This is a genomic window from Chitinophaga sp., assembly GCF_036569185.1.
Lineage (GTDB): Bacteria > Bacteroidota > Bacteroidia > Chitinophagales > Chitinophagaceae > Chitinophaga.
The window spans coordinates 1-15059 of the sequence record NZ_DATCRD010000326.1 but is presented as its reverse complement, the minus strand read 5'-3'; the positions used below and the strand labels follow the sequence as shown (position 1 = coordinate 15059).

The window sequence follows — 15059 nt, the reverse complement described above, 5'->3', positions numbered from 1 at the left end:
GAGGAGTATTTGTTGTTCTCCTTATTGATCTGTTTTTTAGAAGATGGGTTGATATTTAGTATTAAACAAGATTCCCCACTGATCTTCCTTTCGTAGCTAGTTTCCCATTCTATTTTTTGCGGTAAACTATCATTTAAATCTGGAGAGTTACTAAGATTAAATGTTGTTATCACATTATTATAGCTCTGTTTTGCTTCAGAAATGGTAATTTTGGTTGATAGATAGGAGTCGGTTTTATTACATCCATGTATAACCAGAAGAAAAGCTAAACAGTAATAGAAAGATTTCATTAGGATCACGATTTTGGTTTCATTAATTTAGATGATTTCCTCTATTCAAAAAATTGATATATGTCACATATATATATTCCCCTAATTTTCACTATATTCATACCCTTATTTTTCACCTCCTCAAAATAACTGACCATAATGGAAGCCTTATTCACCTTACTATCACAATTAGGTCCCATCTCTGAAGACCTCAAATCAGCAATCTCCGCCAGGCTCCAGTTTGTTAACATTAAAAGGAAACAAACCGCATTAATGCAGGGCCGCGTTTGCGATCATCTCTTCTTTGTATCCAAAGGCATACTGAGAGCATATTATGAGAAAGATGCGGAAGAAATTACCAGCTGGTTTATGATGGAAAATGATTTCTTTATTTCAGTTTTATCTTTTTTCAGGAGGATCAAAAGCTACGAAACCATTGTAGCAATGGAAGATTGTGAACTGGTCTACATCAGTTATGATGATCTCATGGACCTCTACGCAACCTCTCTCGAGTTCAATATCATTGGAAGAAAACTTACAGAATATTACTATTGCAAAAGTGAAGAACGTTTGCTGGCTATGAGGAAACAAACAGCTGTTGAAAGAGTGGAGTTTCTTATGCAAAATAGTCCAGGTCTGATTGATAGAGTACCTCTGAAATATATCGCCTCCTATCTGGGAGTTACACGGGAAACCTTCTCAAGGATAAGAGCCTTGTACTAAATTTCTCAATACGATTAAGTGAGAAATATCAGTTTTATTTAATGATATTTCTCACTTAATCGAATAATCAAATTACCTAATTTTGATCCCGGAACACCAATCAATCATTATCAAAACAACAATTTTTAAGTCGAGAGCAAAAGCGAAAATCCCGTAGTCGCTGTAATCATTTTCAGTTTAACAAAGACAGGTCATTGATTCAATATCACATATTGAAAGAAGCATTCGCATGGCATAAGTGTATTCATTCATCCATTAAACAACCCGATTTTAAAAGGTGGTGTGCGCTTCCCCTTTCCCCATTCGCTCAGGGTGGGGAAAGTAAGGAAGCCTGCTAAAAATTGACGATCCCACGACTTGGTATGTTAATAAAATGCAACATACCATTTCTGCCTATCGGTGGAGAACAAGTAGCAACAGACAACCAGACCTATGTTAAAGTAGGAAAAACCTATTATCAGCCGGTAAGCCAGGCGTGAGCCGCCGGACAAACTAACTTTGAGCTGTGCAACAAAATACAACAACGCTGTCCGACCGACCTTTGTCTCAACAAAAAAAAATAATCATGACAAAAGTTTGGTTTATTACAGGAAGTTCCAGGGGGCTCGGTCTTAGTCTCACAAAGGCTGTATTGGCCAGCGGCGACCAGGTAGCAGCTACCGCCCGCACTCCTGAACAATTAAACGGCCTCGTTGCACAATACCCCGGCCAGATCCTCCCCATACAACTGGACGTAACAAACTCCCAACAGATCGGGAAGGCAGTGGATACCGCCATTGCGCACTTTGGAAGAATTGATGTACTGGTAAATAATGCCGGCTTTGGTATCATCGGCGCAACGGAAGCTTTCACAGAGGAACAGGTGCGCAGCCAGCTGGAAACAAACCTCTATGCACCCATCGCAGTTACCAGGGCAGTGCTGCCGCATATGCGCAAACAACGCGCGGGCCGTATCCTCCAGATCAGCTCTGTAGGTGGCCGTGTAGGTAACCCCGGCCTTTCTATGTACCAGGCGGCTAAATTCGGTGTGAGTGGATTTACAGAGGTATTGGCAAAAGAAGTGGCGCCATTGGGTATCTTTGTTACCTCGGTAGAGCCGGGCGGCTTCCGTACCGATTGGGCCGGCGCATCTATGAGCTATGCACCGGCAATTGAAGGATACGAATCTACGGTTGGCTGGAGAGTGGATTTTTTTCAAAATAACTTTGTACCGGTAGGAGATCCTGAAAAAGCAGCAAAAGTTATGGTAGATTTGGCAAACCATCCAACGCCCCCGGTGCACCTGGTCCTGGGCAGCGAAGCGGTAATGCTGCTGCAACAGGCGGATGCAGCAAGAAAAGAAGAGTTTGAAAAGTGGCTGCCGGTTAGCAGGTCCACTGATCATGAGGATGCAGGGAATTTCTTCGCTGGCGCTGCGGGGGAAAAGTTCGCAGTGAAGGATTAATCAATGCATCCCGGTAAAATGCAACAACCATCTGAAGCAAAAACAATCATGCCAGAGCGTATGTTAAAAGATATCGTTTATTCCTGTTATGCTGCCAGGAGCAGGGAAGGAGAACAGTTTGTAGAAGAACATGTTTTTAGTTACCAGATCTCAGGAACGGTCACTTTTTACGATGGGCAACAAACACAGGCCTTTAACGAAGGAGAATTCCGCCTTTGCCGTCGCAACAGGTTGCTCAAATTCTTTAAGCAACCGCCGGAGAACGGGGAGTTTAAAACCGTTGCAGTTTATCTCGATGAAAACACGCTGCGGAACTTTGCTATGGAATTTGGTTACACGGTAAATAAACCGGTGGATACGGATACTGTAATACCGTTGAAACCCGATCCGCTGCTGCAAAGTTATATCACTTCGCTGCAACCCTACGAAAAACTGAACGGACCAGGGAACGAAGACCTGATCGCGCTGAAAAGGAAAGAAGCTATCTTGCTGCTGCTGAAAGTAAACCCTTCACTGAAAGAGGTGTTGTTCGATTTTACAGCACCGGGTAAAATAGACCTGGAAGCATTCATGCAGCAAAACTATCACTTCAATGTTGAGATGAAACGCTTCGCTTATTTAACCGGCAGAAGCCTGGCTACTTTCAAACGTGATTTTGAAAAGATCTTTCATACCTCTCCCAGCCGCTGGCTGCAGCAGAAAAGGCTGCAGGAAGCCTATTATCTCATCAAGGAAAAAGGAAGAAAAACATCCGATGTATACCTGGAAGTAGGCTTCGAAGACCTGTCGCATTTTTCTTTTGCCTTTAAAAAAGCATTTGGCATAGCGCCGTCAATGCTGGTATAAATAATGTTTAGCAGAGATGAATAAAAGCATCCCTGCTAAACATCATTTTTATAACCGCTGGCCTCTGATGGCCAAACCTCCGTCTACCAGGATACTTTCCCCGGTAACAAATGATGCGGCCGGGCTGCTCAGCCACAACACCAGTTCAGCCACTTCCTCCGGCTTTGCAAAACGGCCAACGGGTGCATGTTTCTTAAATGGTTCCTGTAAGGCTTCGGCATTCTCTGTTGGGAAGAAACGGTCGAACATAGGTGTATGAATATACCCCGGCTGGATATTGTTTACCCGGATCCCTGCTGCCGCTGTTTCAAGCGCCAGCGCCCTGATCAAACCATCGGTGCCCGCCTTGCTGGCGGAATATACGCTGGAACCAACAGCTGCGCCACGGGCCAGCCAGGAAGAGGTGTTGACAATGGCGCCGCCGGTGCCCTGTTTCCTGAATTGCTCAATTTCATATTTGCAGGATAACCACACGCCTTTAAGATTGATGCTGATCACCTTATCAAATTCTTCTTCCGGCGTTTCTTCTATCAATGCAAAATTACCCTCAATACCAGCATTGTTAAAGGCAATGTCCAGCTGCCCGAAGCGATCCACGGTAGCAGCTACCAGGCCCTTCACTGCGCTGCCTTCCGATACGTCGGCAGCTATAAAATGTACATCGGAACTGATCAGTTGTAAATGCTGCAACGCCTTTTGCCCTTCTGTTTTCCGGCGTCCGGCAATGACTACCTTCGCGCCATTGCGCAGAAATAATTCCGCTGTTGCCAAACCTATACCGGTAGTGCCTCCTGTGATCAGGGCTACTTTGTTTTTTAATGTTTCCTGTGCCATGTGTTTTTATTTATGACACAAAGATAGGGAGGTGGGTATCCCCGGAATTATGCGGATCAAACAGGTAATTATGAAATGGAAACAACCGCCTTCCGGAATTGATTAGGCGTTTGCCCGGTTTGTTTTTTAAAGAAGATGTTGAAGTTGGAAGCATGTTCAAAGCCCAGGCAATAACCAATTTCCGCGATATCGCAGTTGCTGTGCCGCAGCAACGCCTTTGCCTCTGCGGTTATTTTCTCTGCAATCCACTCGGTAGTGGTTTTCCCGGTGGTTTCTTTCAGGGCCCTGTTCAGGTGATTGGTATGAACAGATAAATGCTCAGCAAATTCGTTGGCGTTCTTCAGCCTGATCACCTGGTGAGGCGGGTCAAGCGGGAATTGCCGCTCCAGCAGCTCTGTAAATAATTCACTGATCCGCTGCGAAGCATTGCCGGCCTGGTAATAAGTATCAGGCGGCTGCATTTTAAGGGCTTCATGCATAATGATCTGCACATAGCTTTTCTGCAGCTCTTGCTTATTTACATAGCCGGAGCTCATTTCCCGCAGCATGTTTTCAAATATCTGTTGCAGGAATTCCAGTTTTTCTTTACCTGGAAAAAAAATATGATTGCCGCCGGTTTTAAATAACGGCGATTGCGCCAGGCTTCCGTTCTTTAAATGTGCGTCTATAAAGTCTTCACGGAACAGGCAGAAGTAACCGCGTTGCTGATCAGCAAGCGGTTCCCACGAATATGGGATCATCGGGTTCATAAAAGATAAACAGGGCCCTTCTATCCGGATGCTCTTATCCGAATAAGATAAAATGCCGCCGCCCTCAACAATGAGCGAGATCTTGTAAAAATCCCTCCTGTTGGATGGGAGGTTCGTGGCGCTACAGCCAAATTCCTCCAGCCGGTTCACACTGAACTGTCCGCTCGGATACTCCTGCCCGTGCAATGCGAAAAAGGATGCTGCGCTTTCTTTTGCTTTCATACGGGTAAAGTTATGAAATTCAAACGGAACCATCCTCGCTCCGGGTAAGCGCCTTTTTTCAACAGTTCAACCGGTCAAATCTACAGCTCATGAAGAATTGGATGGCCATTATTCATTGCGGTTGCATTTTTACGACGGATGCTTCGCACAAAAAAAGCCGCATATGAAATTTGAAAAAGTGCACAACAAAGGACAGGCGCAGATTTTCAGCAACAGGTACCTGGAGCTGCTTACCAAAACGCATCCCGTTCTTATTTTCGGGATGTACCTGCCGGTGATCGGCTACATGCTTTACTACAGCCGCATGGCTTTGCACTACTCCTGGTTAAAGATCGGCCTTATTTACATGGCGGCAGTATTCGGGTGGACACTCTTTGAATACCTCGCTCACCGGTTTGTTTTTCACTGGGTAAGCGAACATCCCCTGGCAAAGAAGATCACTTATACTATGCATGGTAATCACCACGAATACCCGCGCGACCGCCAGCGGCTGTTTATGCCGCCGGTGCCCAGCGTGATCATCTCTTCTTTTCTTTTTGCTGTCTTTTATTTACTGATGCAACATGCAGCCTGGGTATTTTTCCCGGGCTTCATTTCCGGTTACCTGGCCTACGGCAGTATGCACTATGCTATTCACGCATGGGCGCCGCCGTTTAAATGGCTGAAACCCTTATGGCGTAATCATCATCTGCATCATTACAAGAATGAGGAACTGGGTTTCGGCGTAAGCTCTACGTTGTGGGATCGTGTGTTTGGTACCATGTTCCGGCGCCAGGGATAGCACATCTCTTTCTTATCTCCCGGAAATAAATATTATTTTACGGGAGATGATAACATTGTTAACCATACTGATCAGCAACTGCTGCGCGGAGATCCGCCCGGATAGCTTGTCGCCCCGGAGTACGGATACCACGCACCTGTCTTATACCGTGGCGCCGGCGAACGACTGGAACGCCCTCTTTCTCCGTGAGTCCGGCTGGTTTGGGGGCGATGGCATTTTCAGCATTCCCCTCAATGGCGTGGATACCGCCGGCGCAGCCGATAGCACCCTGTTACTTTTCAGCGACAGCATGACGGGCACCATCCGCGATGGCAAACTGCAGCCGGATGTAACTATGATCCATAACTCCGCAGCAGTGCTGAAAGGAAAGGAACCACTGGGAAAAAATATCCGCTTCTGGTGGAATACCGGTCCTGCCGCTTTATTTGAGCCGCATACCCCTGCCGCTGTAAAAGACGACTATTATTGGCTGGGCGATGGCTTTGTAAATCACGCCAAAGGAAACGATATCTACATCACCGCTTACCGGATCCGCAATATCAGCAATAAGGATTTTGGTTTCGCCGAAACAGGCAATGCCCTTATTGTATTGCCCGCTGGCAGCGAGCCGCCTTTTACTACGCACCGGCAGCTGGATACGCCCTTGTTCCTGCCGGGAGCCAATAATGAAAACAGTTCTTTTGGCGCGGGTATTTTTGTGAGCACCCGGGAAGCCGGCGCGCCGGACCCCGACGGCTATGTGTATGTATATGGCATCAAAGGGCAACAAAAGGAAGTGCTGGTAGCCCGTGTATTACCGGCGGATATTGAGCATTTTGAACGATGGCGCTACTGGAACGGGCAACAATGGTCTGCAGATATCGGGCAGGCGGCTGCCATTACAGCGCATGCTTCCAATGAGCTGAGCGTAACTCCACTGAAAGACGGCCGTTATGCCCTCATTTGCCAGGTAGACGGTATCAGCCCTGTAGTAGGATTGCGGCTGGGGCTCAGTCCTGCAGGTCCCTTCGGACCGGTCATCAACATATGGGAATGCCCGGAAGTAAAAGAAAATAAACATTTCTTTGTATATAACGCCAAAGCACATCCGAATTTATCAAAGCCCGGTGAATTGCTCATCAGCTATAATGTAAATGCCTTCGATTTTTTCAATGAGCTCGCCACACAGCCACAACTGTACCGTCCACGCTTTATAAGGCTTATCCTCCAATAACCACTGGTCACAATCCTGCTTGATTAAAAGCGGTTATTTTTATACATTGGCGCACCAGCTCGCTACAGCTGCTTAACAACAAATCTGAACAACGCTTATGAAGAGATTACTATTCGGGTGCGCTGCCATGCTGATGGCCGCCGCCACCTATGCCCAGGAGAATGCCCTATGGCTGAGGAATCCATCCATTTCACCTGATGGCAACACAATCGCCTTCGGTTATAAAGGAGATATTTACCGGGTAGATGCGAAAGGAGGAGTGGCCGTTCCGCTCACCATCCATGAAGCCCACGACATGCTCCCGGTATGGAGCCACGATGGCAGGTACATCGCCTTTGCAAGTGACCGCTACGGTAACTTCGATGTGTTTGTAATGCCCGCTGAAGGCGGCGCACCGGTGCGGCTCACCAGCAACAGCGCCGGCGATTTTCCGTACGACTTCACCCCGGATAATAAACAGGTCTTGTTTGGAAGCGCCCGCAATGCACCTGCATCCAGCGTAAGATTTCCTTACCGCCTTTTCAGGAATATGTACACCGTTCCTGTTACCGGTGGCCGCGCTACACTGATCAGCGCTGCCGGCGCCGATGTGGCGCACTATAACAAAGCAGGGAACAAACTGATTTTCCAGGATCGTAAAGGATATGAAGACCCGATGCGTAAACACCACGTGTCTTCCGTAACCCGCGATATATGGGTAATGGACATCGCCAAAGGCAGTTATGAAAAAGTATCGGAGTACAACGGGGAAGACAGGGAGCCGGTTTTCGGCAATGGCAACGATATTTATTATCTCAGCGAAAAAGGCGGTATCTCCCAGAACCTCTTCAAAGGATCTGTTACAGATAAAGCCAGTATGCAGCAGCTCACCAGCTTTACCAAACACCCGGTACGTAATCTTTCAAAAGCAGATAACAACACCCTTTGCTTTACCTATAACGGTGAAATATATACGCTGAAAGAAGGAGAGCAGCCACGTAAACTGGAAGTACGCATCTTCAACGACGGAAGGGCCGGTACCGTGAAAAATGTACCGGTAAACGGTAACACCACCGAATTTGCCATGAGCCCCGATGGTAAGCAAATGGCATTTGTAGCCAGGGGAGAAGTGTTTGTTACCAGCGTGGAGGGCAACCTTACCAAACGTATCACCAACACGCCCCAGCAGGAAAGAATGGTGCAATGGTCGCCCGATGGTAAACGGCTTATTTATGCCGCAGAGCGCAATGGCAACTGGGACATCTATCAAACTACCAAAGTACGCAGCGAAGAGCCCTATTTCTTTGCAGCTACCTTGTTGAAGGAAGAGCCGGTGATTGCCACCGCTGCAGAAGAATTCCAGCCGGTCTTTTCCCCGGATGGAAAAGAAATTGCTTACGTAGAAAACCGTAATATCCTCAAGGTATTTAATATCGCCTCGGGTAAAAGTCGCACGCTGCTGCCGGCAGGCCGCAATCATTCCTACTCGGATGGCGACTGGAGCTTTGAATGGAGCCCGGACGGTAAATGGATCGTTACAGATGATCAGCAAGGCTACTTCGGTATAAAAAATGCTACGCTCATCCCTGCCGATGGTAAAGGAACTTCCATCTATCCGGTGAATAGCGGTTTTGGTGAAGGCGCTACCAAATGGGCCGGCGGTGGAAAAATGCTCACCTGGGCCAGCAGCCGCGAAGGACGTAAATCCCTTGCCAAACAAGGCAGCCGTGAAGTAGATATCTACGCCGTTTTCTTCGACCAGGAAGCATACGATAATTACAAACTCTCGAAAGATGAATTCAATCTCCTGAAAGAAAAGGAGGCCACCGGCGGTAAAGCAGCGAAAGACTCTGCACTGAAAGCCAAAGACTCTGCCGATACAAAGAAAGGATTCCACCCCGATTTCAATAACCTGGAAAACAGGAAAGTAAAGCTTACCATCAACAGCGCTTCCATCAGCGACTATGTGCTCAGCAAAGACGCAGGTAAGCTTTATTACATGGCCTCTTTTGAAAAAGGATACGATCTCTGGGTTACAGAACCAAGAACCGGTGAAACAAAGATCCTCGCTAAACTGGGCGGCACGCCAGGTGGCATAGAACTGAGCAAGGATGGTAATACCCTCTTTGTGAGCAACCGCGGAAGCGTGGTAAAAGTAGATGCCAACAGCGGGAAAATTACACCGGTGTCTATCAGCACGGAATTGTCGCTCAACCAGGACGAAGAACGTAAATACATTTTCTGGCATGCATGGAAACAGGTAAAAGAAAAATTCTATGATCCTACCATCCGTAACATGGACTGGAAAATGTATGGAGATAATTACGCCCGTTTCCTCCCGCATATCAGCAATAACTACGACTTTGAGGAACTGCTCAGTGAACTGCTGGGTGAATTGAACGGTTCCCACACCGGCGGCCGCTATTCTCCTCAGCAAATGAATGGCGACGCTACGGCATCGTTGGGTTTACTGTATGATGAAACCTCTGCAGCCAATGGCTTGAAAGTAGATGATATCATTGCAGGTGGTCCATTTGATAAGGCGGCCAGCAAACTGAAAAAAGGCAACATCATCGAAAAAATAGATGGGGAAAGCATCACTGCTGCATCCGACTGGGCGGCTTTACTCAACCGCAAAGCCGGTAACAATGTACTGGTAAGCATTTACAATCCTGATACCAAAGCCCGCTGGGAAGAAACAGTAAAACCTATTTCATCCGCAGAAGAAAATACGCTCATGTATAAACGCTGGGTGGAGCACACCCGTGAAATGGTGGATAAGCTCAGCAACGGGAAAGTAGGTTATGTACACGTGCAAAGTATGAACGATGCCAGCTTCCGCTCCGTATATGATGAAGTAATGGGGCGTAACCGCGATAAAAAAGCGCTCATCGTGGATACCCGCTTCAATGGCGGCGGATGGCTGCACGATGATCTCTACAACTTCCTCAGCGGTAAAAAATACCTCGATTTTGCGCCGCAGGGCGAACGGCTGAAAGGTGGCGAGCCCACCGGCCAGTGGCAGGCGCCGAGTTGCGTGATCATGAGTGAGGGTAATTACAGCGATGCATTCATCTTTCCCTACATTTACAAACAGGGAAATATCGGTAAGCTCATTGGTATGCCGGTTCCGGGTACAGGCACCGCCGTTTGGTGGGAAACACAGATAGATCCTACGATGGTGTTTGGTATACCAATGGTCGGCACTATTGGTAAAGAAAACCGTCCTACCGAAAACCTGCAGCTGGAGCCGGATATCCGGGTACCGCTTCCTTACGAAGAATTCCTGGCCGGTAAAGACGCCCAACTGGAAGCTGCCGTAAAAGAGATGTTGCAGGAAATTAAATAAAATGGGTTATGAATAAACGGGCCCCTGTAGCGTTTTGCTGCAGGGGCTTTTTGTTGGGGTATAACTTACCCCTTGTTTCTCTTACCCATAAACCTTAGCTTTGAGTGAACAATGATCACTGGATATCAACCAATCATTAATTATTGCAGCCAGTTTTTAGATTTAATAAGAGATGATGACCGATTACGCGTACTATGCTGATGAAGAGCTGGTTCAGCTGATGGGTAAAGATGATCACAACGCCTTTACAGAAATCTACAACCGTTACTGGAAACGTTTGTACGTACTGGCGTATGACCGTCTGCGTTCCCGGGAGCTGGCGGAAGATGTGGTGCAGGACGTGCTAACCGGTTTATGGCAGCGCAGAACGCAAACCATTATCCGGTCGTTGCCTGCCTACCTGGCTACAGCCGGCAGGTATGCCGTGTTTACCCAACTGTCAAAAATGATCCCCGTAACCGCTGTAGACGCTCTCCCCGAAGCGGCGCAGGCGGTAACAGACGATGCCGCCCAGGTATATTTCCTGCAGCAATCCATGCAGGAGCAACTGAAACAATTGCCTGAAAAATGCAGGATCGTATTCGACTACAGCCGGAATATGGGCCTGTCCAATAAAGAGATCGCCACTGAACTGAAGATCTCCGAAAAAGCGGTGGAAAAGCATATCACTAAAGCCCTGCAACGCCTGCGCCTCCAGTTCCGGAATTACTTTCACGCCCTCTTTTAAATTTTTTTTTACCGGAGGTAGGGTAGCGCCCTTATTTTCAGACATACTATAAAGGACCCTGTAAATTTACACGGATGGAAAGGAATGAACTGGCCATACTATCAAAGAAGTACCTTGCCGGAAAGGCCAGTGACGAGGAGAAAGACCGTTTACTGCGATGGTACAATGCTTATGATGAGAAGGCTTTAACAGCATACCTGGCTGGCCCGGAAACGGAAGCAGGCCTGGAACAACGGATGCGCCACCGCCTGATGGCGGCCACAGCTCCGCAGGCGCGGGTAGTGCCTGTACGCCGTAATAGCTGGAAGGCAGCGGCAGCAGTGTTAATACTGGTAACGGCCGGTGCAGGCTTCTATGTGTGGCAGCCCGGCAAAAAACAGGTGCTCGCGGAAAAAGCGGTTACCATCACACCGGGAAGCGACAAAGCCACGCTCACACTGGCAGATGGAACAGTGGTAAACCTGGATAGCGCCGGCACCGGGGTGCTTACGGTACAGGGCAACAGCAAAGTGGAGAAAACCACGCATGGGCAAATTGTGTATAAAAACAGCAACGCCGGTGCGCCAGCTGTCAGTTATAACGTATTGCGCACGCCCCGCGGCGGACAGTATAAAATTACGCTGCCGGATGGTACGGATGTATGGCTCAATGCCAATTCATCTATCAGCTATCCCACTGCGTTTGCCGGGGAAGAGCGGAGGGTGGATATCAGCGGCGAAGCCTATTTTGAAGTGGCAAAAGATGTGGAACGGCCTTTCAGCGTAAAGGTCAATAACAACATGGAAGTAATGGTGCTGGGCACGCATTTCAATATCAATGCGTATCCGGATGAAAGCACCATCAATACTACCCTGCTGGAGGGAGTAGTGCTGGTGAAAACTACCGGCGCCATGCGCCACCTGAATCCCGGGCAACAGGCCAGGGCTACACCGGCCGGCGACGGGATCGTTAAAGTGGGCAGGGTAGATGTGAACAACGCTATTGCCTGGAAGAACGGTTATTTTTCTTTTGAAGATGCCGATATTCCCACCGTGATGCGGCAACTATCCAGGTGGTATAACATTGAAGTAAAATACAGCGATAGAATCCCGGAAGAAACATTTACCGGGGAAATAGGAAGAAGTCTTACACAGGAGCAACTGTTGAAAGTGCTGTCACAGGCAAAAATCAATTTTAAAGTAGAGGAGGGAAGACGGATCATTATTTATCCATAAGTAAACCAATAACCAACCATAGCCGATACCACCATGTCGGCAAACAACCAACACTGCGGGATCTGAGCCCGCGCAGATAGCTATCCGGTAATAATCATGTTATGAATTTGATGAGGTCCAACGGACGCGGGGGATCTATGTTCATCCATAAAAAAAACCTGGTGTCAAGATTGGCGTCCGCACCAGGTTTTTGATCAATGGTTAACCCGATTCAGGAGAGCTTTTCACTGCCTGCAAAGGCGGGTGAGAAACATTTGTCAACCAAAAACCAATCTAAGGTATGAAAATTAATGTTGTTCGCAACAGGCAGGGGTATTTCCTGCCAATGGTTCGTTCACTTGATAACAGCAGATTCCCTCAATCAGGGACCAATTATGTAACCAAAATCTGGCGAGTAATGAGAATGACCGCAGTTCTATTAACGGTACTGGCTTTACACGTTTGTGCCAGTGGAGTTTCACAAACGGTCACTGTTTCCTGTAAGGAGATGCCGATCCAGCAGGTATTCAGCGTAATTAAACAACAAACCGGTTACGTGTTCTTTTACCGGAGTAAGGATTTGTCTGATGTAAGCCCTGTTTCTGCGGAGATCCGCGGAATGCCGCTCAAAGTGGCGCTTACAAAGCTGCTGCAGGATAAGCCGCTCAGCTTCGACATCGAAGGCAACACCATCGTTATTTCCAGGAAAGCTATTCCCCAGCAGAAACTGGTCGCCGACGGGGAAATGCTGCCCCCGGAAGATCTGCGGGGCAAAATAACGGATACCAAAGGCAACCCCATTCCCGGCGCAACTATCCGGGTAAAAGGCAGTAACCTGGCCACCATCACCGACCAGGGCGGGTTCTTTGTACTCCGCAATGCCAGCTCCCGCTCGGTGCTGGTCATTTCCTGTGTAGGCTTTGAATCCAAAACATTCAACGCAGGCGGCAAGCTCACTATCGAAGTGGAGCTCAACGCTAAAGTAGACGACCTGAATCAATACGTGGTGGTAGGTTATGGCAGTACCAAAAGAAAAGACCTCACCGGCTCGGTGGCTTCCGTAAATGTAGACGAAGTAAAGAATGTTTCTTTCGTGAGCATCGACCAGGCCCTTGCCGGTAAAGCCGCAGGCGTACAGGTAACACAGGCCGATGGCTCCCCCGGCGGCGTTGCCAAGATCCGTATCCGCGGCGGTACCTCCCTGCTCGGTGGTAACGACCCGCTCTATATCATCGACGGTGTACAGGTAACTATCCAGAACAGGTACATCCAGAACCAGGCGGAAGTGGTAAACCCTATAGAAAGAGCCGGCAGCGACGACCCCAATAACGGCGTAAGCGGTTCCTTCACACGGGGGCTCAACAGCCTGGCTGGTTTGAACATTAATGATATTGAGAGCATCGATATTTTGAAAGATGCTTCTGCCACTGCTATTTATGGCTCCAAAGCCGCCAACGGCGTGATCATCATCACCACCAAAAAAGGTAAGCTGAACCAGAAACCGGTACTGGAAGCCAACTACTATGCGGGCATGAGTGCGCCAATCAAGGAAAAACTGCTCAATGCAAAAGACTATCTTTCCCTGCTCACGGAAGCAGCGGTAAACCTCAACGCCGCCCGCGCAGAAGCAGGCCAGGCGCCCAGCACAAAGGCAAATAATATCATTAATGATCCTGCCAGTCTTGGTACGGCTAATACCGATTGGCTCGGTCTCGTGCTGCGTAACGGCGTTTCTCAGAATGCCGATATCTCCGTTCGCGGTGGCGGCTCCGGCTCCCGTTATTACACCTCCCTGGGCTATAACAAACAACAGGGCGTAGTATTGGGAACAGATTTCTCCCGCATCTCCGGTAAGATCAGCCTGGATAACGAAATCACCAGCCGCCTGCGTATCATCACCAACCTGGATTACGGGTTCACAAAAAATAATATCACCAACGGTATTTATCCTGCGGCATTCTTTGCGCCGCCTACACTGCCGGAGCGCAATCCTGATGGCAGCTATTACCGCTTCCTCGGTTCGCAGATCGGCGGATACGATTACCAGGGTAATCAGAACCCCATGATCCTCCTGGATGGTATCAACGAAGCAAAAACATCTTCGCTGCTCGGGTCCCTTTCAGGCGATTATGATGTGCTGAAAGACCTGAAGTTCAGGTCTACACTTTCTGTCAATTATAACAACTACCACCAGCTGAACTATGTGCCCAGTTCCGCCGTGATCGCATCTCCCAGCGGAGTGGATGATTCCAACGGCGGCGTTGGCACACAGGCGCAAACAGATGAGGTAAACCTCTTCTTCGAAAATACCCTTACCTGGGATAAACAGTTTAATAAAAATAACCGCTTAAACCTGCTGGGTGGTACCTCCTGGCAGAAATACCGCTATAACTCCTTTTCCGCCAGCGGACAGGGTTTCCCGGACGATAAATACCTGAACAATCTTTCTTCCGCGGCGATTACCTTGCCATCTACCGGAACTTCGGGACAGAACTCATTGCTCAGTTTCTATATGCGCGCCAACTATGCATTGAAAGAAAAATACCTGTTCACCTTCACCGGCCGTTCAGATGCCTCCTCCAAATTCCCGAAAGATAACCGTGTAGGTTACTTCCCTTCCGGTGGGGTGGCATGGCGTATATCTGAAGAACCGTTTATGAAAAAAGCCACCTGGATCAATGAGCTGAAACTGAGAGCCAGCGGCGGTTATACAGGTACGCAGAATTTTGG

General features: G+C 48.2%; 13 protein-coding genes. 10 read left to right on the top strand and 3 right to left on the bottom strand.

Annotation, left to right across the window (positions count from 1 at the left end; translation table 11 throughout):
* Positions 1-290: hypothetical protein (locus tag VIM72_RS24920; RefSeq protein ID WP_332005539.1), on the bottom strand; the 290-nt coding region annotated here is incomplete at its 3' end.
* Positions 291-428: 138 nt separating this feature from the next.
* Here VIM72_RS24920 and VIM72_RS24915 point away from each other — a divergent pair.
* From VIM72_RS24915 to VIM72_RS24905, 4 genes are all read left to right on the top strand, one after another.
* A complete protein-coding gene (locus tag VIM72_RS24915) occupies positions 429-992 on the top strand; it encodes a Crp/Fnr family transcriptional regulator (RefSeq protein WP_332005538.1) in 564 nt (187 codons plus the stop codon).
* Positions 993-1354: 362 nt separating this feature from the next.
* On the top strand, positions 1355-1471 hold the full coding sequence (locus VIM72_RS32440) for a DUF6515 family protein (RefSeq protein WP_414649020.1): 117 nt from the start codon (positions 1355-1357) through the stop codon (positions 1469-1471).
* A gap of 86 nt (positions 1472-1557) precedes the next feature.
* A complete protein-coding gene (locus tag VIM72_RS24910; protein WP_332005537.1) occupies positions 1558-2436 on the top strand; it encodes an oxidoreductase in 879 nt (292 codons plus the stop codon).
* 60 nt (positions 2437-2496) lie between these two features.
* The gene (locus VIM72_RS24905; RefSeq protein ID WP_332005536.1) at positions 2497-3282 is read left to right on the top strand and encodes an AraC family transcriptional regulator; all 786 of its coding nucleotides are present in this window, start codon (positions 2497-2499) and stop codon (positions 3280-3282) included.
* A 48-nt stretch (positions 3283-3330) separates the two neighbouring features.
* Here the strand turns inward: VIM72_RS24905 and VIM72_RS24900 are convergent, their stop codons facing one another.
* Both VIM72_RS24900 and VIM72_RS24895 read right to left on the bottom strand, forming a co-directional pair.
* Positions 3331-4116, bottom strand: a complete 786-nt coding sequence (locus VIM72_RS24900; RefSeq protein WP_332005535.1) for a glucose 1-dehydrogenase — start codon at positions 4114-4116, stop codon at positions 3331-3333.
* 68 nt (positions 4117-4184) lie between these two features.
* Positions 4185-5087 (bottom strand): AraC family transcriptional regulator, encoded by a 903-nt coding sequence (locus VIM72_RS24895; protein WP_332005534.1) that lies wholly within the window; start codon positions 5085-5087, stop codon positions 4185-4187.
* A 163-nt stretch (positions 5088-5250) separates the two neighbouring features.
* On the opposite strand from VIM72_RS24895, the gene VIM72_RS24890 reads away from it, so the two are divergent.
* From VIM72_RS24890 to VIM72_RS24865, 6 genes are all read left to right on the top strand, one after another.
* Positions 5251-5868 carry a sterol desaturase family protein gene (locus tag VIM72_RS24890; protein ID WP_332005533.1) on the top strand — a complete coding sequence of 206 codons (618 nt, stop codon included), beginning with the start codon at positions 5251-5253 and terminating at the stop codon, positions 5866-5868.
* A 46-nt stretch (positions 5869-5914) separates the two neighbouring features.
* Positions 5915-7081: a DUF4185 domain-containing protein gene (locus tag VIM72_RS24885; protein ID WP_332005532.1), complete on the top strand. Its 1167-nt coding sequence runs from the start codon at positions 5915-5917 to the stop codon at positions 7079-7081.
* A gap of 97 nt (positions 7082-7178) precedes the next feature.
* Entirely contained in the window at positions 7179-10409 is a 3231-nt protein-coding gene (locus VIM72_RS24880; protein WP_332005531.1) for a S41 family peptidase, read from the top strand.
* 175 nt (positions 10410-10584) lie between these two features.
* The gene (locus VIM72_RS24875) at positions 10585-11136 is read left to right on the top strand and encodes a sigma-70 family RNA polymerase sigma factor (RefSeq protein ID WP_332005530.1); all 552 of its coding nucleotides are present in this window, start codon (positions 10585-10587) and stop codon (positions 11134-11136) included.
* Positions 11137-11210: 74 nt separating this feature from the next.
* A complete protein-coding gene (locus VIM72_RS24870; protein WP_332005529.1) occupies positions 11211-12350 on the top strand; it encodes a FecR family protein in 1140 nt (379 codons plus the stop codon).
* A gap of 397 nt (positions 12351-12747) precedes the next feature.
* Positions 12748-15059 (top strand): SusC/RagA family TonB-linked outer membrane protein (locus VIM72_RS24865; RefSeq protein WP_332005528.1); only part of this gene is annotated, 2312 nt, incomplete at its 3' end.

Coding starts and splice junctions, on each gene's coding strand:
- VIM72_RS24915 (WP_332005538.1), top strand. CDS start 429: ATGGAAGCCTTATTCACCTTACTATCACAATTAGGTCCCATCTCTGAA.
- VIM72_RS32440 (WP_414649020.1), top strand. CDS start 1,355: ATGTTAATAAAATGCAACATACCATTTCTGCCTATCGGTGGAGAACAA.
- VIM72_RS24910 (WP_332005537.1), top strand. CDS start 1,558: ATGACAAAAGTTTGGTTTATTACAGGAAGTTCCAGGGGGCTCGGTCTT.
- VIM72_RS24905 (WP_332005536.1), top strand. CDS start 2,497: ATGTTAAAAGATATCGTTTATTCCTGTTATGCTGCCAGGAGCAGGGAA.
- VIM72_RS24900 (WP_332005535.1), bottom strand. CDS start 4,116: ATGGCACAGGAAACATTAAAAAACAAAGTAGCCCTGATCACAGGAGGC.
- VIM72_RS24895 (WP_332005534.1), bottom strand. CDS start 5,087: ATGAAAGCAAAAGAAAGCGCAGCATCCTTTTTCGCATTGCACGGGCAG.
- VIM72_RS24890 (WP_332005533.1), top strand. CDS start 5,251: ATGAAATTTGAAAAAGTGCACAACAAAGGACAGGCGCAGATTTTCAGC.
- VIM72_RS24885 (WP_332005532.1), top strand. CDS start 5,915: ATGATAACATTGTTAACCATACTGATCAGCAACTGCTGCGCGGAGATC.
- VIM72_RS24880 (WP_332005531.1), top strand. CDS start 7,179: ATGAAGAGATTACTATTCGGGTGCGCTGCCATGCTGATGGCCGCCGCC.
- VIM72_RS24875 (WP_332005530.1), top strand. CDS start 10,585: ATGACCGATTACGCGTACTATGCTGATGAAGAGCTGGTTCAGCTGATG.
- VIM72_RS24870 (WP_332005529.1), top strand. CDS start 11,211: ATGGAAAGGAATGAACTGGCCATACTATCAAAGAAGTACCTTGCCGGA.